19 protein-coding genes are annotated in these 20,654 nt (G+C 60.2%); 8 read left to right on the top strand and 11 right to left on the bottom strand.

The features are described from left to right. Positions 1-134 precede the first annotated feature (134 nt). Positions 135-983, top strand: coding sequence for a cache domain-containing protein (locus AB4P92_RS22530; RefSeq protein WP_261735926.1), 849 nt, complete (start codon positions 135-137; stop codon positions 981-983). A 120-nt stretch (positions 984-1,103) separates the two neighbouring features. On the opposite strand, the gene AB4P92_RS22535 is transcribed toward AB4P92_RS22530, so the two are convergent. Then, positions 1,104-2,621, bottom strand: coding sequence for an MDR family MFS transporter (locus tag AB4P92_RS22535; RefSeq protein ID WP_115146104.1), 1,518 nt, complete (start codon positions 2,619-2,621; stop codon positions 1,104-1,106). A 79-nt stretch (positions 2,622-2,700) separates the two neighbouring features. After that, on the bottom strand, positions 2,701-3,894 hold the full coding sequence (gene pobA, locus AB4P92_RS22540; protein WP_273877563.1) for a 4-hydroxybenzoate 3-monooxygenase: 1,194 nt from the start codon (positions 3,892-3,894) through the stop codon (positions 2,701-2,703). A 178-nt stretch (positions 3,895-4,072) separates the two neighbouring features. Between pobA and AB4P92_RS22545 the strand changes: the two genes are divergently transcribed. After that, complete coding sequence (locus tag AB4P92_RS22545) at positions 4,073-4,957, top strand: helix-turn-helix domain-containing protein (protein ID WP_395598179.1); 885 nt, start codon at positions 4,073-4,075, stop codon at positions 4,955-4,957. A 135-nt stretch (positions 4,958-5,092) separates the two neighbouring features. On the opposite strand, the gene AB4P92_RS22550 is transcribed toward AB4P92_RS22545, so the two are convergent. Together AB4P92_RS22550 and AB4P92_RS22555 are read right to left on the bottom strand one after the other, a co-directional pair. Further along, positions 5,093-5,269, bottom strand: coding sequence for a hypothetical protein (locus AB4P92_RS22550; protein WP_164488116.1), 177 nt, complete (start codon positions 5,267-5,269; stop codon positions 5,093-5,095). A gap of 133 nt (positions 5,270-5,402) precedes the next feature. Beyond that, positions 5,403-6,308 carry a LysR family transcriptional regulator gene (locus tag AB4P92_RS22555; protein WP_220182553.1) on the bottom strand — a complete coding sequence of 302 codons (906 nt, stop codon included), beginning with the start codon at positions 6,306-6,308 and terminating at the stop codon, positions 5,403-5,405. 115 nt (positions 6,309-6,423) lie between these two features. Here AB4P92_RS22555 and AB4P92_RS22560 point away from each other — a divergent pair, with 115 nt between their 5' ends. Together AB4P92_RS22560 and AB4P92_RS22565 are read left to right on the top strand one after the other, a co-directional pair. After that, complete coding sequence (locus AB4P92_RS22560) at positions 6,424-7,302, top strand: MBL fold metallo-hydrolase (RefSeq protein WP_261735923.1); 879 nt, start codon at positions 6,424-6,426, stop codon at positions 7,300-7,302. Between the two features lie 45 nt (positions 7,303-7,347). Beyond that, positions 7,348-7,962 carry an NAD(P)-dependent oxidoreductase gene (locus AB4P92_RS22565; RefSeq protein WP_047302825.1) on the top strand — a complete coding sequence of 205 codons (615 nt, stop codon included), beginning with the start codon at positions 7,348-7,350 and terminating at the stop codon, positions 7,960-7,962. Positions 7,963-8,164: 202 nt separating this feature from the next. Here the strand turns inward: AB4P92_RS22565 and AB4P92_RS22570 are convergent, their stop codons facing one another. Further along, positions 8,165-9,046, bottom strand: coding sequence for a LysR substrate-binding domain-containing protein (locus tag AB4P92_RS22570; protein WP_395598180.1), 882 nt, complete (start codon positions 9,044-9,046; stop codon positions 8,165-8,167). A gap of 228 nt (positions 9,047-9,274) precedes the next feature. On the opposite strand from AB4P92_RS22570, the gene AB4P92_RS22575 reads away from it, so the two are divergent. Both AB4P92_RS22575 and AB4P92_RS22580 read left to right on the top strand, forming a co-directional pair. After that, positions 9,275-10,912: a 5-guanidino-2-oxopentanoate decarboxylase gene (locus AB4P92_RS22575; RefSeq protein ID WP_395598181.1), complete on the top strand. Its 1,638-nt coding sequence runs from the start codon at positions 9,275-9,277 to the stop codon at positions 10,910-10,912. Beyond that, positions 10,912-12,360, top strand: coding sequence for an aldehyde dehydrogenase family protein (locus tag AB4P92_RS22580; RefSeq protein WP_395599691.1), 1,449 nt, complete (start codon positions 10,912-10,914; stop codon positions 12,358-12,360). The genes AB4P92_RS22575 and AB4P92_RS22580 overlap by 1 nt, the downstream gene beginning before the upstream one ends. A gap of 78 nt (positions 12,361-12,438) precedes the next feature. Here the strand turns inward: AB4P92_RS22580 and AB4P92_RS22585 are convergent, their stop codons facing one another. Then, on the bottom strand, positions 12,439-13,368 hold the full coding sequence (locus AB4P92_RS22585) for an AraC family transcriptional regulator (RefSeq protein WP_042560688.1): 930 nt from the start codon (positions 13,366-13,368) through the stop codon (positions 12,439-12,441). Between the two features lie 358 nt (positions 13,369-13,726). Here AB4P92_RS22585 and AB4P92_RS22590 point away from each other — a divergent pair, with 358 nt between their 5' ends. Together AB4P92_RS22590 and AB4P92_RS22595 are read left to right on the top strand one after the other, a co-directional pair. Further along, positions 13,727-14,080, top strand: coding sequence for a putative quinol monooxygenase (locus AB4P92_RS22590; RefSeq protein ID WP_042560687.1), 354 nt, complete (start codon positions 13,727-13,729; stop codon positions 14,078-14,080). A 43-nt stretch (positions 14,081-14,123) separates the two neighbouring features. Then, complete coding sequence (locus AB4P92_RS22595; protein WP_042560686.1) at positions 14,124-14,366, top strand: hypothetical protein; 243 nt, start codon at positions 14,124-14,126, stop codon at positions 14,364-14,366. A gap of 4 nt (positions 14,367-14,370) precedes the next feature. Here the strand turns inward: AB4P92_RS22595 and AB4P92_RS22600 are convergent, their stop codons facing one another. From AB4P92_RS22600 to AB4P92_RS22620, 5 genes are all read right to left on the bottom strand, one after another. Then, positions 14,371-15,000: a flavin reductase family protein gene (locus AB4P92_RS22600; protein ID WP_042560685.1), complete on the bottom strand. Its 630-nt coding sequence runs from the start codon at positions 14,998-15,000 to the stop codon at positions 14,371-14,373. A 278-nt stretch (positions 15,001-15,278) separates the two neighbouring features. Beyond that, positions 15,279-15,611, bottom strand: coding sequence for a hypothetical protein (locus AB4P92_RS22605; protein WP_395598182.1), 333 nt, complete (start codon positions 15,609-15,611; stop codon positions 15,279-15,281). A gap of 310 nt (positions 15,612-15,921) precedes the next feature. Next, complete coding sequence (locus tag AB4P92_RS22610; protein WP_042560683.1) at positions 15,922-17,241, bottom strand: MFS transporter; 1,320 nt, start codon at positions 17,239-17,241, stop codon at positions 15,922-15,924. Positions 17,242-17,513: 272 nt separating this feature from the next. Next, a complete protein-coding gene (locus AB4P92_RS22615) occupies positions 17,514-18,842 on the bottom strand; it encodes a sigma-54 dependent transcriptional regulator (protein WP_042560682.1) in 1,329 nt (442 codons plus the stop codon). Beyond that, on the bottom strand, positions 18,842-20,602 hold the full coding sequence (locus AB4P92_RS22620) for an ATP-binding protein (RefSeq protein WP_395598183.1): 1,761 nt from the start codon (positions 20,600-20,602) through the stop codon (positions 18,842-18,844). Before AB4P92_RS22620 ends, AB4P92_RS22615 begins: the two co-directional genes overlap by 1 nt. Positions 20,603-20,654 lie beyond the last annotated feature (52 nt).

Raw genomic sequence — 20,654 nt, forward strand, 5'->3', positions numbered from 1 at the left:
AGCGCCCTTGCGGTGATGGAGTTGATTCCCCTCACCGCACTGGGCTCTGCAATCCCCTGCATCATTCTGAATATCCATACATAACCCCAACCCGTCTACGCTCTTGGAACACCAACAAGAACGAGGGATGCGTCATGGGGTTTTTGCATAAAGTGGCCTGGCTCGGCGTGATGCTGTTAGTGGGGTTGGGACAAGCCAGCGCCGCAACGACGGAAAAGGATGACAGCAAGGCCGCTATTGCCCTGCTGGAGAAAGCACTGGCCTATTACCACGACAACGGTGACAAGGCGTTCGCCGCGTTCAGTCGCCAGGGTGAGTTTGTCGACAAGGACCGCTACGTGTTTGTGCTCGACACCCAAGGCGTGATGCTTGCCAGTGGCGGCCCGTCATCGGCGTTGATCGGCCGCAATGTCAGTGAAGTGCTCGGTCCTGATCTGCAAAAAGCCTTCAAGGAAGCGTTGCAGGTACCGGAAGGCAACGGCATTCAGCAGGCCGAATACCGTTGGCAGAACTGGTCCGACGGCAAGGTCGAACGCAAGCACGTGTTTTATCAGCGCATCGGCCAGCGCATCCTCGCGGTCGGTTACTACCTGCCCCGTGCGTCGGCAGAACAAGCCAAGGCGTTGCTCGACAAAGCCGCCACCGATCTGGGCAAAGACGAAAAAGGCACGCTGACGGCGATCAATTCGCTCAAGGGCGGCTATCTGCAGGATGACCTGTATGTGTTCGTGGTCGATCTGAATACCCAGCGCTATGTCGCCCACGGCACCAATTTGCGCCTGATCAATACCGACTTCGGCAAGATCAAGGACCCGGAGGGCAAGCCGGTGGGCGAGCCGATTCTGGCGCTGATTGGCAAGCAGGATGACGGCGAATACGAATACCGCTGGAAGAACCCGGTGACCGGCAAGATCGAAGACAAGCATGCGTACCTGAAGAAGGTCGGGCATTTTCTGGTGGCGGTGGGGTATTACAGTCCCTGATCACCCAGATCCTGTGGGAGCGGGCTTGCCCGCGATAGCGTCAGATCAGACAAAGCCACGTTGACTGACACGACGCCATCGCGGGCAAGCCCGCTCCCACAGGTTTTTGTCATGCGCGTGCTATTTCGCGCCGTGCTCACGCCCGCGCAGCAGGTTGTTCGGCATCGCAATCGCCGCTGCCAGCCCCAGCAGCGACACCGCCGCGCTGACCCACAGCAAATGCCGGAAGGTCACCGCAAGCTCCGCGCGCAAGGCATTCTGTGCATCACCCGGTGCCGCGTTCAAACCGTCCAGCAGCACGTTGCCGGAATGTCCCTCGTTGATCAGCGAACTGCTCGCCAAATGGGCGAAATTCGAATCCTGCAGCAACGCCAGCAACAGCGCCGACATCAACGCCACGCCCACCGCGCCGCCCAGCGAACGGAACAGGTTGGTGGTGCTGGTGGCGACGCCAATGTCGCGTTGCTCCACCGAGTTCTGCGTTCCGACCAATGAGGTCGGGAACTGCATGCCGCCGGCAATACCGCTGAGTACCATGAACAACCCGCTCATCAGCGTCGCCTCGGGCGGACTGAACGCCATGCCGACAATCGAGATCGGCATCAGGATCGCACCCGTCAGAATTTGCGGTTTGTAGCGCCCGGTGATGGACGTGCGCCGGCCGGCAAAAAACGCCCCGATCGGCAGCCCCATGGCCAGCGGCAGCAAGTGCAGCGCGGCGCTGTCGGCGCCGGCACCGGTGACGGTTTGAAAGCGCAGCGGCATCAACACGATCAGCGAAATCGCCTGGAAACTGGTAAAGAAAATCGTGCACCAGCACAGCAACGCATTACGGTTGGCGAACAGATGCATCGGCAACAGCGGCTCCCGTGCGCGACGCTCGTGCCAGACGAAAATCGCCAACACCACGACCGCACAAGCGAACAACCCCAGCACTTCGCTGCTGCGCCACGAATGGCCCTGACCGACCTGCGTGATGCCGAGCAACAACGCTGTCAGGCCAATGATCATCAGTACTGTGCCGAGGTAATCGATGATCGGTTTGCGCTGCGGAATCGGCAGCCCGCGCAGATTGCGATTGGCCACCCACCAGGCCCCGAGGCCCAGCGGCAGGTTGATCAGAAACACCCAGCGCCACGACAGGTACTCGGTCATGTAGCCGCCCAGAACCGGACCGGCGACGCTTGCGACGGCGTACATACTGCTGAAGTAACCCTGATAGCGGCCGCGTTCGCGCGGCGGCACGATGTCGCCGATGATCGCCTGGCTGACCGAGATCATCCCGCCCGCACCGATCCCCTGAAGGATCCGCGCCAGCACCAGTTGTTCCATGCTCTGGGCCATGCCGCAAAACAGCGAAGCCAACGTAAACAGGCCCATGCCGAACAGCATCAGTTTGCGCCGCCCGTACAAATCACCGAGTTTGCCGTAGATCGGCACCGCAACGGTCATCGCCACCATGTACCCGGAAATCACCCAGGCCAGCAGGCTGACATCCTTGAACTGTGCGGAGATGGCCGGCATCGACACGGCAACGATGGTCTGATCCAGCGCACCCAGAAAAATCGCCATCATCAGCGCGACCAGCACGCTGCGAATGGCCGGTTTGGGCGTTTCGGGGGGATTGAGATGGGTCACGGGCAAAACCTGCGGGCAGTAGAAGTCCCGCAGATCGTCAGGCGAGCGGGGATGCGCGCCAGTGTAAGTCGGTAGCAGGCTATTCGATAGCCTCGTACGGAAGTCCGACGTAATTTTCTGCAATGGTTTTTCGGCCGGCTTCTGAACTGACGAAGTAGTCCAGTTCCGAGGCGCTGATGCGTTGGCTGAAAGCATCGTGATCGTCGAAGCGATGCAGCATCGAGGTCATCCACCAGGAAAAACGCTCGGCCTTCCACACCCGGCGCAGACAGATCTCGGAGTATTTCTCCAGTAGCTCCGTGCGACCGTCGCGATAGACCTTCAGCAGAATGTTGAACAGTGTGCTGACGTCGCTGGCCGCCAGATTCAAACCCTTGGCACCCGTGGGAGGGACGATGTGCGCGGCATCACCCACCAGAAACATTCTCCCGTACTGCATCGGCTCGACGACAAAACTGCGCAGTGGCGCGATGCTTTTTTCAATCGACGGACCGGTGACCAGTTTCTCTGCAAGCTCTGCGGGCAAGCGACGTTTCAGTTCATCCCAGAAGCGCTGATCGGACCAGTCGTCGACGTTTTCGTCTGCGGGCACTTGCAGGTAGTACCGGGTGCGAGTCGCCGAGCGCATGCTGCACAGGGCAAAACCCCGCTCGTGGCGGGCGTAGACCAGCTCGTCATGCACGGGCGGGGTGTCGGCGAGAATCCCCAGCCAGCCGAATGGATACACCCGCTCGAACACCTTCAGGCAATCAGCCGGAATCGACTGGCGGGCGACACCGTGGAAACCGTCGCAACCGGCGATGTAATCGCAATCGACACGCCAGGTTTCGCCATCCTTTTCGAAGGTGACAAAAGCTTCGTCGCTTTTCATGCCGTGAGGAACGACATCGCTCGCTGCGTAAATCGTCGTCGCCCCCGCCTCCCGACGAGCGGCCATCAGGTCGCGGGTGACTTCGGTCTGGCCGTAGATCATCACGTTCTGGCCACCGGTCAAAGCATGCAGATCGATGTGCACCTGGCGCCCGTTCAAAGCCAGATCGAACCCTCCGTGCACCAACCCTTCGGCATCCATTCGCTGACCGACGCCCGCCTCACGCAACAGCTCTACCATGCCTTGTTCAAGCACACCGGCGCGGATCCGCCCGAGCACATAGTCAGGTGTCTGACGCTCGATGATGAGGGTGTCGATGCCGGCGTTATGCAGCAGCTGGCCGAGGAGCAATCCGGACGGACCGGCGCCGATGATGGCTACTTGGGTTTTTAGCGTTTTCATTGTTTTTATGACTCGCAAGCTTCACGCGACATTCGCCGGTGAATGATTTTTATGGATCGAGTGCTTGCATTTTTCCCTTGCGGGTCTGTCAATTGAAGGTGAAAACTGAGCCGATACCTGTACATTCTGCCAATCGGGGCGATTATCGCCCGCAACACAAGAGGCCTGGATTGAAGTGATGAACAAGCCCGAGCTGCCTTCGATTCCAGTGTTCAAGCTCTACGGTGAAAGCCTGGACTGGCCGACCCCTGACTTGCTGCACTGTGAAACCATTTCCTCACGCAGTCGCGAACATCAATGGGAAATCAAACCCCACCGTCACGCCGATTTGTGTCAGTTGCTCTTCGTATTCAAAGGTCAGGCAGAGCTTGAAATCGAAGGCCAGCGCACCCAGCTCGAAACACCCGCGATTCAAGTCCTGCCGCCGCTGTCGGTGCATGGCTTTCGCTTTTCCGAGGACGTTGAAGGGTTCATCGTTACTCTCGCAACGCCGCTCATCCATCACTTGCAGGCGCAACTGGGCGACGCGGTGCACGCGCTGGCGCAGGCGCATGCCTATTCGGCGGGCAACGACGGCGAATATCTGTACAGCCTGTTTTCAGCGTTGCAGGCTGAGTACAACGGCCATCAACCGGCGCGGGAAATGCTCATGCATGCGCTGGTCAGCGTGATCATGGTTTGGGTCAGTCGTCAGGCAATTGTTCGCCACAAGGCCAGCCAGCGGCCACAGCGCCAGCGTGAATACCTCAATGGCTTTATCCAACTGGTGGAAGAGACTTATCGCCAGCATGTGAAGGTTGAGGATCTGGCGCATCGGCTAGGCATTTCGGTGTCGCACCTCAACGGCACATGCCGTGAGCTGGCGGGGCAACCGGCGTTGCAGATCATGCACGAGCGTCAGTTACTGGAAGCCAAGCGCTTGCTGACTTACACCAGCATGACGATTTATGAGATGTCGGAATTGTTGGGGTTTTCCGATCCGACCAACTTCACGCGTTTGTTCAGGCGTCGGGTGGGGATATCGCCAAAGGCGTTTCGCGACCGGTTAAAAGCCGAGCAGTAGCCTCATAAACGCTGCAAAAACCTGTGGGAGCTGGCTTGCCAGCGATGGCGGTGCCTCAGTCGACATCAATGTTGAATGTGAGTCCGCAATCGCTGGCAAGCCAGCTCCCACAGGATCGCATTCCAGTCAGATGAATCAGCGCAGCGCGTTCAGCGTGGCATTGTGCGGAATGCAGCGCTCGAAGTTGCAACTCGCGTATTCACGGGGCAGTTGTCGCTGCTGCTCGACCCGCCAGGCCGCAGTGCCATACAGCGCGAGCGTGGCGGCGCAGGTGATGAAAATCGCGCAGTACCTTCTTGTTTTGATGTTCATGGTGTTCGACCTCTGAACGAATACTCTGCGGTATTACATTCAGCATAGGTCAGTGCGAAGGACTTGCCAGCTAGCGCGATGGCACATGTAACGCGACATTCAGAACAGTGATGGATCCCTGTGGGAAAAGGGTTTAGAGACCCACATCCCATTCAGGATTCTCGGGAAACCTCACCACCAGAAAATCCAGCAGACTGCGCAACGCCGTCGGCATGTGCTTGCGTGAGGCGTAGACCGCGTAGATGTTCATCTGTCGCGGCTCGGCATGAGGCAGCAGCCGAATCAATTCACCCGCATGAATATGCCCCCCAGCCTGATACGTCGGCAGCATCGCCACCCCGGCGCCGGCCAGGGTCGCACGTAACAGCGTGCTGGCCTCGTTGGCGCTGATGTTGCCCTGCACCGGCACGGACACCTGCTCGCCGTCCTCCTCGAAGTGCCACAGACTCTTGCCGAAATACGAGTGGGTCAGGCAGTTGTGCCGGCTGAGGTCTTCGACGCGCTGTGGCGGCGGATTTTCGCGCAGATACGCCGGGGTCGCGCAGACCACCGAGCGGCACACCGTCAGGCGCCGGGCAATCAGGTTGGGGTCCAGATCATTGCTGGTGCGAATCGCCAGGTCGATCCGCTCATCCACCAGATTCACCGTGCGATCGAGCATCTGCAGGTCAATGCTCACGCCCGGATAGCGCTTGACGTAAGCCGCCATCGCATCGGCCAGTTGCGCCTGGCCGAACGAGGTGCTGACGCTGATCCGCAGCAACCCGCGCGGCGCATCGTCGGGTTCGCTGACGGCGGCTTGCATGTCGCTGGACAGTTCGATCATCTGCCGGCAACGCGGCAGGATTTCACTGCCGGCAGCGGTCAGGCTCAATTTGCGCGTGGTGCGGTGCATCAGGCGTGCACCGACCCAGTCTTCCAGTTCTGCCAGATAACGCGAAACCACCGGGCGTGACAGGTCCAGATGATCGGCGGCGGCCGACTGGCTGCCCAGGTCCACCACCGTGACGAATACACGCATTGCTTGGAGACGATCCATGATTTGCCCGCTTTCAGAAACAAACTATGTTCAAGCATCGCATTTTTTGCACTGACTCAGGCAACTAAGCTCTGTCCCATCGCCAGACACGGCATTTCGGACACTGGAGCAACAGATGATCGGCTTCACCACAATCAAACGTGTTTTACTCGCAACGGCCTCCCTCGGCTTCGCCGCCCACGCGGCCGCTGCCAACCTGACCCTTGATGTCTATAACCCGGGCACCCAGGCAATCTTCCCGGTGACCTCGGTGCTGGTCAGCGGTGAAAAAGACGCCATTCTGGTCGACGCGCAGTTCGGCAAATCCCAGGCTGAACAGGTGGTGGAAAAGATCCGCGCCAGCGGCAAGCACCTGACTACCATTTACATCAGCCACGGTGATCCGGATTACTACTTCGGCCTCGATACCCTGACCAAAGCCTTCCCTGACGCCAAGGTGCTGGCCTCGCAGCCGACCGTGGATCACATCAACAAAACCGTCGAAGGAAAACTCGCGTTCTGGGGCCCGAAAATGGGCGCCGACGTTCCTGCAAAAACCATTGTGCCGGGCGTCCTCAAAGGCGACAGCCTGATGCTCGAAGGGCAGAAGTTGCAGGTGATCGGGCTGGACGGCAAACAACCGGATCGCAGCTTCGTGTGGATTCCGTCGCTCAAGGCCGTGGTCGGTGGCGTGGTCGTCGCCGATAACATCCACGTCTGGATGGCCGACACCCAGACCGCGCAATCCCACGCGGATTGGCTGGCAACGTTGCAGTCGATCAAAACCCTGAAACCGAAAACCGTGGTGCCGGGACATTACCTGGGTGATGGCAGCCGTTCGCTGGCGAGCGTTAAATTCACCGCCGACTACATTAAAGCGTTCGACGCAGAAACCGCCAAAGCCAAGGACTCCGTTGCACTGATCGCCGCCATGAAAAAGCGCTACCCGACGCTGGGCGAGGAAAGCTCGCTGGAACTGAGCGCGAAAGTCGCCAAGGGCGAGATGCAGTGGTAACCCGATTCTGAACAAGCAGCACTCTCAAGCCAACTGGAGAATGTCATGAGCAAAATCGCAATCATTGGTGCCACCGGTCGTGCCGGTAGCCAACTGCTGGAAGAAGCCCTGCGTCGCGGTCATAGCGTCACTGCCATTGCCCGCGATACATCGAAGATCGGTTCGCGTGCCGGTGTGGTCAGCAAGAGTGTCGATGTGCTGGATTCAGCAGCGCTGCAAGACGCCGTGGCGGGACACGATGTGGTGATCACAGCCGCGCATTTCGCCACGGTGCCGGCCAGCGCCATTGTCGGGCCGGTGAAGCAGGCGGGTGTGAAACGCTTGTTGGTGGTCGGCGGTGCCGGCTCGTTGTTGCTGCCGGACAACACTCGGGTGATCGACAGTGCAGGTTTCCCGGCGGAGTACAAAACCGAAGCCAGTGCCGGTGCTGCGTTTCTTGAGGCGTTGCGCCAAGAGCAGGAACTGGACTGGGCCTTCCTGTCACCGTCGGCGGAGTTTGTCGAAGGTGAGCGCAGCGGCAAGTTCCGCGTCGGCCAGGATCACCTGTTGGTGAGTGAAGAGGGGCGGAGCTGGATCACTTTTGCCGATTACGCGATTGCGCTGATCGACGAGGTGGAAACACCGAAGCATTCGCGTCAGCGGTTTACTGTTGGGTACTAAACCGACGCACAGCCCCGCGCTGTCGGCTTCTGAACCGAAGCACATTCCCCGTGTTGTCGGCTTCTGAACCCACACACACATCCCGTGTAGGAGCTGCCGAAGGCTGCGATCTTTTGATCTTGTCTTTTAAAAACAAAAGTCAAAAGATCGCAGCCTGCGGCAGCTCCTACAGGGGATTAGGGTTCTTGGTTTGACGAGGTGTTCAGCGAGTGTGCGCCTGCTCAACCAGCCACAGCATCAGCTCTTCAAGTGGCGGCGAAGTTTCCCCGCCCTGCGGCACCACCAGGTAGTAAGCCAGCCCGGTCTTAACCTTTAGCTCAAACGGCATCACCAGTCTTCCCGCGTGCAGGTCATCACCGATGAGTGACCAATCACCGATTGCCACCCCCGTGCCGTGCGACGCCATCGACATCGCCTGATCCAGCGTTTCGAAATGCTGACCGCTGCTGACATTGTTCAATTGAAGTGCGGCGGCGCTCAGCCACACCGACCAGTCCTGCACATCGTGAGTCGGATGCAGCAGCAGATGTTGTTGCAGGTCGGCGGGTGTCTTCAGCGCCGGCGAGCCTTTGAGCAGCAGTGGCGAACAGACCGGCGTCAGTTGTTCATCGAACAGATGCAACGCCCCCGGCGAGTTGTCTGGCGGTGTTCCATAAATCACCGCCGCGTCGAACTGCTCACGTTGAAAGTCGACGCCATGTTGCAAAGACGCGGTCAGTTTCACCGGCACGTCCGGGCGCTCCTTCTGCCATTGCAGCAACCGTGGCAAAAGCCAGCGCATCACACAACTCGGCGCCTTGAGTTGCAGGGTCTGACGGCGCACGCCGATCTGCTCCACGGCCTCGCCAAGCAGGCCGAACATCTGTTGCACGCGCGACATCCATTCCCGACCTTCGGCTGTCAGCTTCAACCCTCGAGCCAGGCGAATGAACAGCGGATAACCCAAGTGCTCTTCCAGCCCGGCGATCTGTCGGCTGACTGCACCCTGCGTGATGTGCAACTGCTCGGCAGCCCGGGTGAAGTTGCAGCACTGGGCGGTGATCCAGAACGTGTGCAGGGCGGGCAGGGGCGGCAGTCGTTTCATGTGGATCCAAGCTATGACCTGAGGACATGGCTAGTATGACTTTTAATCGATTGTTGCCGCTACCTGCCGACCGTTCAATGAGCCCATTCCCCCGAATCAATGTGGGAGCGAGCCTGCTCGCGAATACGGTTTCACATTCAGCAACCCAGTGACTGAAACCCCGCTTTCGCGAGCAGGCTCGCTCCCACATTCAGTTCGGCGTATCGATCAAACAAGAAGGGCAATGACATGGCGACGTGTGGCGAAGTACTGGTCAAGTTACTCGAAGGTTATGGGGTCGAGCAGGTGTTCGGCATTCCCGGGGTGCACACCGTGGAACTGTATCGCGGGCTGGCCCGTTCGAGCATCAACCACGTCACCCCTCGGCATGAACAGGGCGCCGGATTCATGGCTGACGGCTATGCGCGCACCAGCGGCAAACCGGGTGTGTGCTTCATCATTACCGGCCCGGGCATGACCAACATCACCACCGCCATGGGCCAGGCCTATGCGGACTCGATCCCGATGCTGGTGATCTCCAGCGTGCAGTCGCGCAGTCAGTTGGGCGGCGGTCGCGGCAAACTCCACGAACTGCCGAACCAGAGCGCACTGGTCGGCGGTGTTGCCGCGCTCTCCCATACGCTGATGTCGGCGTCGGAACTGCCCGGCATTCTGGCTCGCGCCTTTGCCCTGTTCCAGGCCGGGCGTCCGCGTCCGGTGCACATCGAAATTCCATTGGATGTGCTGGTAGAAGAGGCCGATGAACTGCTTGCCAGCGTCCCGGTCAGCATCGAGCGCGCGGGTGCTGCCCCAACGGCCGTGAGCCGCATGACCGAGCTGCTGGCCGGCGCCAAACGTCCGCTGATTCTTGCCGGCGGTGGCGCCATTGATGCCGCCGCCGAACTCACCGAATTGGCAGAGTTGCTCGACGCTCCGGTGGCGCTGACCATCAACGCCAAAGGCATGCTGGCGTCCCGTCACCCGCTGCTGATCGGCTCGACGCAAAGCCTGGTCGCCACCCGCGCATTGGTCGCCGATGCCGATGTGGTTCTGGCGATCGGCACCGAACTGGCGGAGACCGATTACGACGTCACTTTCGCCGGTGGTTTCGAGATTCCCGGCAAGCTGCTGCGCATCGATATCGACGCCGATCAGACCGTGCGCAACTATCCGCCGCATGTCGCCCTGGTCGCCGACTCGCGCAACGCCGCGCAAGCGTTGCTGAGTGCGCTGTCGCACAAACCACTGGCCGAGCGCAGCAGCGATTGGGGTCAGGTTCGTGCTGCGCGTCTGCGCGATGATCTGGCCGCCACCTGGGACGCACCGACGCGGGCCCAGACGTGTTTCCTCGAAACCGTGCTGCACGAATTACCGGACGCAGTATTTGTCGGCGACTCCACGCAACCGGTGTACACCGGCAACCTCACGTTCAACCCGGAGCGCCCGCGTCGCTGGTTCAACTCGTCGACCGGTTACGGCACCCTCGGTTACGCACTGCCTGCGGCCATCGGTGCGTGGCTCGGCGGCAGCACCGAGAGCGGGGCGCGCCCGCCAGTGGTGTGCCTGATTGGCGACGGAGGTTTGCAATTCACTTTGCCGGAACTGGCCAGCGCCGTTGAAGCGCGCACACCGGTGATCGTGCTCCTGTGGAATAACCAAGGCTACGAGGAGATCAAGAAGTACATGGTCAATCGCGCCATCGAACCGGTTGGCGTAGATATCTACACCCCGGACTTCATCGGTGTGGCCAAGGCCCTGGGATGTGCGGCCGAAGCGATCAGCTCGGTTGAACAGTTGCGTGGCGCACTCAGGGCTGCAACCGATCGCCAAGGCCCGACGGTGATTGAAATCGACCAGAACCAATGGATGCAGGCGGTGGCCCAATGATGAATTTCCCCACCACACTCGACGGCCTCTACATCAACGGCCACTGGTCCGCCGGTCGCGAACATCTGCGGGTGATCAACCCGGCCACTGAGGCGCTGCTGACCACAGTCAATGGCGGTGATGAACTGGCTGTCGATCACGCGGTGAGCGTGGCCGTCGAAGCCTTCAAGGACTGGTCAAAAACCACGGGCGCCGAGCGTGGCGCGATCCTGCGCAACATTGCCAACGGCGTGCGCAACGGTCGCGATCAGTTGATGAAGTTGCAGTCGAGCAACAACGGCAAACCGCTATTCGAAGCGGCCATCGACGTCGATGACGTGATCGCCACGTTCGAGTACTACGCCGAACTCGCCGAAGGCCTCGATGCGCAACAGGACAGCAACGTGCCGCTGCCCAGCGATGATTTCAGCGCACGTCTGCGCCGCGAGCCATGCGGTGTGGTCGGGCTGATCGTGCCGTGGAATTTCCCGATGGTCACCACCGCGTGGAAGCTCGCGCCAGCCCTGGCTGCCGGTTGCTGCGTGGTGCTCAAGCCGTCGGAGGTCACGCCGCTGCCGGAGCTGGAACTGGCGGCGATCATTGCTGAGTCCGGGTTGCCGAACGGTGTGTTCAATTTGGTCTGCGGCACCGGTCTGGCGGTGGGGGCGCCGCTGTCGGCAGACCCGCGAATCGCCAAAATCTCTTTTACCGGCAGCAATGCGGTTGGCGTGCAGGTGATGCAGAGGGCCGCTGAAACCGTGAAGGGCGTGAGCCTCGAATTGGGCGGTAAATCCTCGCTGCTGGTGTTGTCGGATGCGGACATCGATCTGGCAGTTGAACTGGCCTGCGGCGGCGCGTTCTTCAACGCCGGGCAAATGTGCTCGGCCACCAGTCGCGTGCTGGTCGCCGAAGAGTTGGAGGAACAATTCCTCAATCGCCTGCAAAAACGTGCACAAGCGATTCGCGTGGCCGATCCGTTCGACCCGGAAGTAGAAATGGGCGCACTGGTCAATCAGGCGCAATACCAGCGAGTGCTTGGGCATATTGATCGTGGGCTGAGTGCTGGCGCGAAGTTGCTCTGCGGCGGCAATCGTCCTGAACATTTGCCGCGTGGATATTTCTTGCAGCCGACCGTGTTCACTGACGTGCCGCTGGACAGTGCGCTGTGGTGCGAAGAGATTTTCGGGCCGGTGGTGTGTGTGCGCAGTTTCAGCAGCGAAACCGAGGCGATTGCATTGGCCAACGACAGTCAGTTCGGTCTGGTCGCCAGTGTGGTGACGCGTGATGTCGAGACCGCCGATCGTGTCGCCAACGCCCTGCAGGCGGGTCTCGTGTGGCTCAACGCACCGCAGGTGATTTTCCCGCAAGCTGCGTGGGGCGGTTACAAACAGAGCAGCATCGGTCGTGAATTGGGGCCTTGGGGGTTGGCTGCGTTTCAGGAGATCAAGCATGTGATTCGGGCGGTTTAACAGCTGGCCCTCATCGGAACGCCGCCCGCCCTAGGCCTCTCCCTCCAGGAAGGGGCCAGGGTGAGGGGCTTCCAACGGTCACACCGAAAGCCGCAACCTCGCCAGATCCCGCAACGGTGGCGCCCCAAACAATCGGCTGTATTCACGGCTGAATTGCGACGGGCTTTCATACCCCACCCGATACCCCGCCGCGGAAGCCTCCAGCCCCTCGGCCAGCATCAAGCGCCGCGCCTCTTGCAGGCGCAACTGCTTCTGATATTGCAGCGGACTCATCGCTGTCATCGCTTTAAAACGGTGATGCAAGGTCGAGACGCTGAGGTTCACTTCTTTGGCCAGATCATCAATACGCAGCGGCTGTTCGAAGTTGCCGTTGAGCCACTTGATCGCCTGGCTGATGCGATGGCTCTGGCTGTTGGCAATCGCGATCTCATACAAACGATGACCCTGCGGGCTGCGCAACAGGCGATAGAGAATCTCTCGGCGAATCAGCGGCGCGAGCATGGCGATGTCTTTCGGTGCATCGAGTAAACGCGCCAGACGCAGCACCGCGTCGAGCATCGCGCTGTCTATTTTCTCGACATACAAGCCGCGTCCGGTTGGCCGGGTCGGCACGGCCATGGGGCCGGCGTCGGCGATCAGTGCGGTGATTTCTGCCGGGTCGATATCCAGGCGTACGGCCAGGATCGGCTCTTCAGGCGACACGTTAACCACTCGCCCGCTCAACGGCATCGAAACCGAGACCACCAGGTAATTCAGCGGGTCGTAATTGAAGAACTCATCGGCCAGCCGCACCTCTTTACGCCCTTGCGCCATGATGCACAGCGCCGGTTGCGCGAGCACCGGGGCGAAGTCGTGGGATCGGGTGTGGCGCGACATGAACAGCGAACCGACAGCGGTCTGATAGCTGCCATCGTCGGTGGTGTTGCGGCGGATGATCGCCGCCAGTTCCGCACGCTGCTTTTCCATGTCAGCACTGGGTTCGGCTTGAAAACGATCGAATGACGTCATGCACGGCATCCTCGGCAAGGGAGGGGGAATGGAGCAGAGCATATGTTTGTGCAAGCGCCAGCGGTAGACACATCCTGCCAAATGCTTGCCTGATTCTGCACGGGGGCGCGGCGTTGATTTGTCGTCGAACCCTGTAGGAGCTGCCGAAGGCTGCGATCTGTTGATTTTTAAAGGTCAAAGGATCGCTGCCTTCGGCAGCTCCAATACAAAGCCTGTGTGACGGTGTTGCAACTACTTTCGCAGGATTGTGCAACAGGGCGGCAGAAATCGACTAACGGCGTCTGGCACGCGGCCCTTAACCTTGGATCCTGTCGCAGCCTCCCCCCGGCTGCCACGCAACTCCCTGGGAGGGTTGAACATGTCCAAGCAGATTCCCGTCAGTCATATGGCCTTCGTACGAGCGCGCACCGGACGCTCGGCCGAACTCGGTGTACGCCTGAGCGCGTTGATCGATCCTTCTCGTGCCGCCCCCGGTTGCCTGAGCTTTGCCTTGCAGCATTCGCAGTGTGATCCCGAGTTGTGGCTGGTCTCCGGCTTCTGGAGCAATCAGCAGATGATGACCGCTTACTTCAACAGTCCGGCGATGGAAATCTTCGCCGAGCTGGTGCAGGAACTGGTGGTCAACAGTCTGGATTTCCACACCTTCAAGGATGTCTCGGCGGCGCAGGCGCTCGGCCAGTGTTCAGCACCGATACACAAACTCGTCGGTTGAGGGTTTAATGTCCGGCTTAATTGACTGAGCCAGGACTTGCGACATGGCACGTAAAGAGTTCGAACACTTCGAAGCAGTATCCGCAGTTGTCCCCGTCGAACTGGGTGGCAACAAGGGCTATTACGCGGCAATCGCGGTCAAGGCCCTGGTCGACGGCGGTGCGCCACGCTTTCACAAACTGCTGGAAGATCAGGTGTTCCCCGGCGCCATCGCGGCCGATGAGGCCGCCATCAATGAGCTGGACCGCCTCAAGGGCGTCACCGAAGACGCCGAGTTGATCTGGTAATTCGTTACTTCGCCGCGCCCGGACGCCACATCTTGAACAGGGCTTCAGGCCCCAACTGGAAATAATCCGCCGGCCCGCCGCCGCGCAGAATCGGTTCTGCCGCGGCGGTGTCGTAGACCCCGTCTTTCAACAGCCACTTGGCGATATGCACGGCGACCACTTCGCCGAGGATCAGCCAGCTCGGTACTGTCTCGCCATCAGCGCGCTGCAATTGAATGATCTGCGTGACCTTGCACTCGAAGGACACCGGGCTTTCGGCGACGCGTGGCACTGAAATCACTTTCGACGCCACGGTCGTCAGGCCTGCCAGTTCAAATTCGTTGACCTCTGGCGCGACCATCGCGCAGCTCTGGTTCATCTGTTCGGCCAGCGGACGAGTGGCGAGGTTCCAGACGAATTCGCCGGTCTGCTCGATGTTGTTGAGGCTGTCTTTGCGCCCGACGCTTGAGAAGCCAATGATCGGCGGAATGTAGTTGAACGCGTTGAAGAAGCTGTACGGCGCCAGGTTCAACTGGCCGTTGGCATCCTGCGAGGAAATCCAGCCGATGGGACGTGGGCCGACGATGGCGTTGAACGGATCGTGCGGCAGGCCGTGGCCGTTGGCGGGTTCGTAGAAGTGGATGTCATCGGGCATGGCGTGTGTTCCTGAGGGGCTGGGGCTGGGGCTGGCGGCTAATAGTGCAAGCACATTGAGGCAATTTCCAGTCAGCCACAGATATTCCATTTAATGAGCAACCTGTGGGAGCTGGCTTGCCAGCGATGGCATTTTTTCATGCGGCATTAATGTCGACTGGCAGTCCGCCATCGCTGGCAAGCCAGCTCCCACAGGTTCTCCAGTGATTTCATAAAATTGCCATCCCCCAGAAATGACTAAGCCCGGCCGAAGCCGGGCTGTGCGCTGTACAGCGGCGCTTAACTGATGGAAGCGGATTGAGTCCGGTCATAGCCATCTTCAGCAACAGTGGCGGAACCGGTACGGTCGTAACCGTCGGCAGCAACAGTGTTGGAACCAGTACGATCGTAACCGTCGGCAGCAACAGTGTTGGAACCAGTGCGGTCGTAACCGTCAGCAGCAACAGTGTTGGAACCAGTGCGGTCGTAACCGTCAGCAGCAACAGTGGCGGAACCTGTGCGGTCGTAACCATCGGCGGCAACGGCCGAGCCAGTGCGATCAAAACCGTCGGCAGCAAAGGTGTTGGCGGCCAGTACGGACAGGGTCAGGGCGAGGATCAGTTTGGTTTTCATGTTCGTTACTCCAGATTCGTTGGCGGGTGTGTCTTGCATGGGTTTCATGCTACGCCAACTAAATTGATTAAAAAGCGCAAAATAATGCTAAAAACTATCGATTAACTTGATGTTAAGGGCGACGCATTTAATGGCTTCCATCATCAGGAGCGAACGTCGCGCAGGTAATCGATCAGGTAGGCACAGGATGCCGAGGCAGAATTAACCGGTGATTAATCGCCGGAAACAAAAAATCGCAGCCTCCGACAATCCCTGTAGGAGCTGCCGAAGGCTGCGATCTTTTGATCTTGCGTGACGTTCAGTCAGTCAATCAGTCAGTGACGATCCGCGAATGCTTCTGGGTGTCCTTCATGGTGATGTACACCAGCAACGACACAGCGATGCACGCCGTCACATACCAGTAGTAACCGGTTTCCATGCCGATGCTCTTGAACCACAGCGCGATGTATTCGGCGGTGCCGCCGAAGATCGACACGGTCAGTGCGTATGGCAGGCCGACGCCCAGGGCGCGGATTTCAGTCGGGAACAGTTCGGCTTTGACCACCGCGTTGATCGAGGTGTAACCGCTGACGATGATCAGCGCCGCCATGATCAGGAAGAACGCGCCCCACCAGCTCTGGATGGTGTGCAGAGTCATCAGGATCGGCACGGTGAAAATCGTGCCGAGCACACCGAAGGCGATCAGGATCGGACGACGACCGATCTTGTCCGACAGGCCACCGATGATCGGTTGCAGGCACATGAACAGAAACAGCGTGGCGGCAGAAATGGTTGTCGAGTCGGAGATGCTCATGCCGACGGTGTTCACCAGGTACTTCTGCATGTAGGTGGTGTAGGTGTAGAACGCCAGCGTACCGCCCATGGTCAGGCCAACCACGGTGGCCAGCTCCTTGGGGTGACGCATCAAGGTGCGCATTGCGCTTTCCTTGGACTTCTCTTTCTTGGTGAACGACTCGGTTTCTTCCATGCCGCGACGCAGGTACAGCGCGACCACTGCACACAGCGCGCCGATGGCAAACGGAATGCGCCAGCCCCACGCGTACAACTGCTCGGTGGTGAGTGTCTGTTGCAGCACGATCAATACGCCGAGGGCGATGAGCTGGCCGGAAATCAGGGTCACGTACTGGAAGCTGGAGAAGAAGCCGCGACGGTCCTTGGTCGCCATTTCCGACAGGTACGTTGCGGAGGTGCCGTACTCGCCGCCGACCGACAGGCCTTGCAACAGACGGGCGAAGATCAGCAGGATCGGTGCGCCGATGCCGATGGTGGCGTAGTTGGGGCTCAACGCGATGATCAGCGAGCCGAAGCACATCAGGTACACCGAGGCCATCAACGCTTTCTTGCGTCCGACTTTGTCAGCGTACAGGCCCATCAGCCAGCCACCGATCGGGCGCATCAGGAAGCCCACGGCGAAGATCGCAGCGGTGTTCATCAATTGTGCGGTGGAGGAACCAGCAGGGAAAAAGCTCTTGGCGAAGTACAGCGAGAAGGCGGCGTAGACGTACCAGTCGTACCACTCGACCATGTTGCCAACGGAACCGCTGAAGATCGATTTGATCCGGCTGGCGGTGGTTCTTTCTTTGGCCGGCGCGGCAGCCGACCCAAGTGGCAGGGCGTTGGAGTTATCCATTGAAGGATCCTTCGTTTAATTGTTTTTGTGGAGCGCGTTAAAACGCAGCCTGCGGGGGCTATAGCAGGAGCTGTGCCAACGGGGAGAGGGGCGGTTTAGAAGGGGTTGCGGGTTTTGATGAGCGAAAATCCGCTTATGTTGGGTGGGTGTTGAGCGGATTTTCGCTTAAAAGATCGCAGCCTGCGGCAGCTCCTACAAGTTCAGTGTCATGCGCAAATGATGCGGACACCGGAGCTCTGTAGGAGCTGCCGCAGGCTGCGATCTTTTGCTCTTCAAGGGCCAACAAACATCTCCCGGCTCAACCCATGCCGCTGCATCTTTTCATTGAACGTACGCCGCGGCAGTTGCAGCTCTTCAAGCACCGCTTTCACATCACCCTTGTGCCGCGTCAGTGCCGCGCGCAAACACTGCGCCTCGAACGCTTCCTGTTGCGCCGCCAGCGACTGCCCCGGATCAATTCCCGGTGCCGGTTCATCCAGGCCCAGCACCTGTCGTTCGGCGACGTTCGCCAGTTCGCGCACATTGCCCGGCCAGTCATGGCAGAGCAGATGACTCAACTGCGCAGCCGTCAACGGTGGGAAGCTGCGTCCCAGGCGCTGCGCCGCACTTTGGGCGAATGATTCGAACAGCAACGGAATGTCTTCGCGGCGTTCGCGCAGCGGCGGCAAACGCAGCTCGGCAACGTTGAGGCGATACGCGAGGTCTTCGCGGAAACGCCCGGCACGCGCCTCGTCGAGCAAGTCCGGTTTGGTCGCCGCGACAATCCGCAAGTCCACGCGAATGCTCTGGTTCGACCCCAGTCGCTCAAGCTTCTGCTCTTGCAATACCCGCAACAATTTCACTTGCTGGGCCAGCGGCATGCTTTCGATTTCATCGAGAAACAGCGTGCCGCCATCGGCGTATTCCAGCTTGCCGATGCGCTTGCCGGAGGCACCGGTAAACGCGCCGCTCTCATGGCCGAACAGCTCGGCTTCGAACAGTTGTTCAGGGATCGCCGCGCAGTTGAGCGCCACGAACGGTTTGTCCGCCCGGGGGCCGAAGTCATGCAGGCAACGCGCAACCAGTTCCTTGCCGCTGCCAGTCTCGCCACGGATCAACACATTGACCGGCAACGCTGCCAGATCCAATACCTGCCGGCGCAGCGTCTGCAAGCCACGGGACACGCCGAGCAACGTCGAATCGAGTTTGGCGCGGTTGTCGGCCTGCTCGTGCAGGGCGCGGTTTTCCAGGACCAGTCGGCGTTTCTCCAGCGCCCGGCGCAGGCTGCCGAGCAAGGTCTCCGGGCTGAACGGTTTTTCCAGAAAGTCATAGGCACCGTCGCGCATCGCTTCGACCGCCATCGGCACATCGCCATGACCGGTGAGCAGAATCACCGGCAGGTCGGCGTCGCGGCGCTGCACCTCGGCCAGCAGTTCCAGGCCACTAAGGCCGGGCATGCGCACGTCGCTGAGGATCACCCCGGGAAAGTGCGCGGGCAGGGCGGCGAGGCATTCTTCGGCGCGGCTGAACAGTTGCACCTCGAATCCCGACAGGCTCAGCCACTGCTCGACGGCACTGCGAATACTGCTTTCGTCATCGACCACCATCACCGAGTTGAGCATCAGTTGTGTGCCTCCAGATCAATCGGCAAAGTCAGGATGAACGTCGCACCGCTGTCGCCATTCTCGACGCTCAGACGACCGCCGGATTCGTGCACGATGGCAAAGGATACCGCCAGCCCCAGGCCGAGGCCGTCACCTACAGGTTTAGTGGTGAAGAACGGGTCGAATACCTGGCCCAGATGCTCTTCGGCAATGCCGCCGCCATTATCGATGACGCTCAGACGCCACAATTGCTCGTCGGCTTGCAGACGAATTTCCAGGCGCTTGCACGGTTTGCCCTGCATGGCATCGAGGGCGTTGCGCAGCAGATTGATCAACACCTGTTCGAGACGGATCGCATCACCGCGCACCCACGCCGGGCGGGTCAGGTGCAGCACCAGGCTGACCTGTTCGTCACGCAGGCGCGCGTCGAGCAATTGCAGGGATTGATCGACCACCGTCGCCAGATCCAGACGCTCGCGCAAACCACCGGGGCTCTTGCGTGCGAAGGTTTTCAGGTGACCGGTGAGGGCGGCCATGCGCGTGAGCATCTCGTCCACCGGCTTGAGGGCCTTGTAGGCGTCATCGACGCGGCCATGGTCGAGCAGCAGGCGCAAAGTCGCCAGTTGCATGCGCTGAGCGGTCAGCGGCTGGTTGATTTCATGGGCCAGGGCAGCGGACATCTGGCCGAGGGCGGCAAGTTTTGCTGACTGCACCAGGCCTTCTTGCGCAGTGCGCAGTTCGCGGGTGCGTTCTTCGACCAGTTGCTCGAGTTCTTCGCGGTTGCGTTGACGGACCTTCGACAGGCGCCAGCGCTGATTGAGGAACAGCAACAAAAACACCAGTGCCAGCCATACGCCAGCGGCAGCGAGCCCGGCGTTGCGCAGGTCTTCGAAAGCCACTTGCGGGCGGCGCAGCAGATGCAGGGTCCAGCCTTCGGTGGTCAGTGGCAGCGACTCCCATAGATAGTCCGCCGTCCCTTGCGGGCCTTCGACGCGGCGCAGGTCGCTGTTGTCATCGAAGCGGCGTATCGACAGATGAGTCAGTGGCGTCAGCGACTGTTTGTCGTACTGGCGCGTCGTCTTGATTTCGGCCTGATCGCTGGCACTCAAGGGGCGCAACGAGCGATAGCGCCAGCCGGGCTGGTTGGCGATAAAAATGATTCCGCGCGCATCGCTGACCAGCAAGGTGTCGTTGCCCTGGCTCCATTCCCGCTCAAGTTCGGGAAACTCCAGTTTGACCACCATCGCCCCGAGGAACTGGTCGTTGTCGCCCAGCACCGCACTGGAGAGAAAGTAGCCGGGAATTCCGCTGGTCACGCCCACCGCATAAAAACGCCCGGTGCCCTGGGTGCGGGTCTGGCTGAAGTACGGTCGAAAGCCATAATTGTGGCCGACATAGCTGCTGGGCAGACGCCAGTTGCTGGCGGCGACGGCGAGGCCGGTGTGATCGAGCAGTTCAAGGGTCGAGGACTGCGCCGCGCCGTTGATCTTTTCCAGTTTCAGATTCAGTGCCGTTTGTAACTCGGCATCGACGGGGCCGGCCAGTGCCGAGCGCAATTGCGGGTCCAGGGCCAGGACGGCGGGGAGGGCGCGATAGCGGTCGATCAGGGTGTGCAGCGAATTGGCATAGAGCGCCAGTTGCTGGTTGGCCCGGGCCGCGTCTTCTTCCAGCGCCTGACTTTCGGCGTGGCGGATGGCAAGCGTTGCGGCAAGCGCCGCACCGGCGATGATCAGCAGGGTATACAACGACAGACGCAGGGTACGGGAAGTCGGCGGCATACGGGGGCGAGCAAGGTAGGAGTCGGGCGGGCACCATAGCATGGCGCCCGTC

It is taken from the genome of Pseudomonas sp. A0308, from assembly GCF_044218815.1.
GTDB lineage: Bacteria > Pseudomonadota > Gammaproteobacteria > Pseudomonadales > Pseudomonadaceae > Aquipseudomonas > Aquipseudomonas iridis.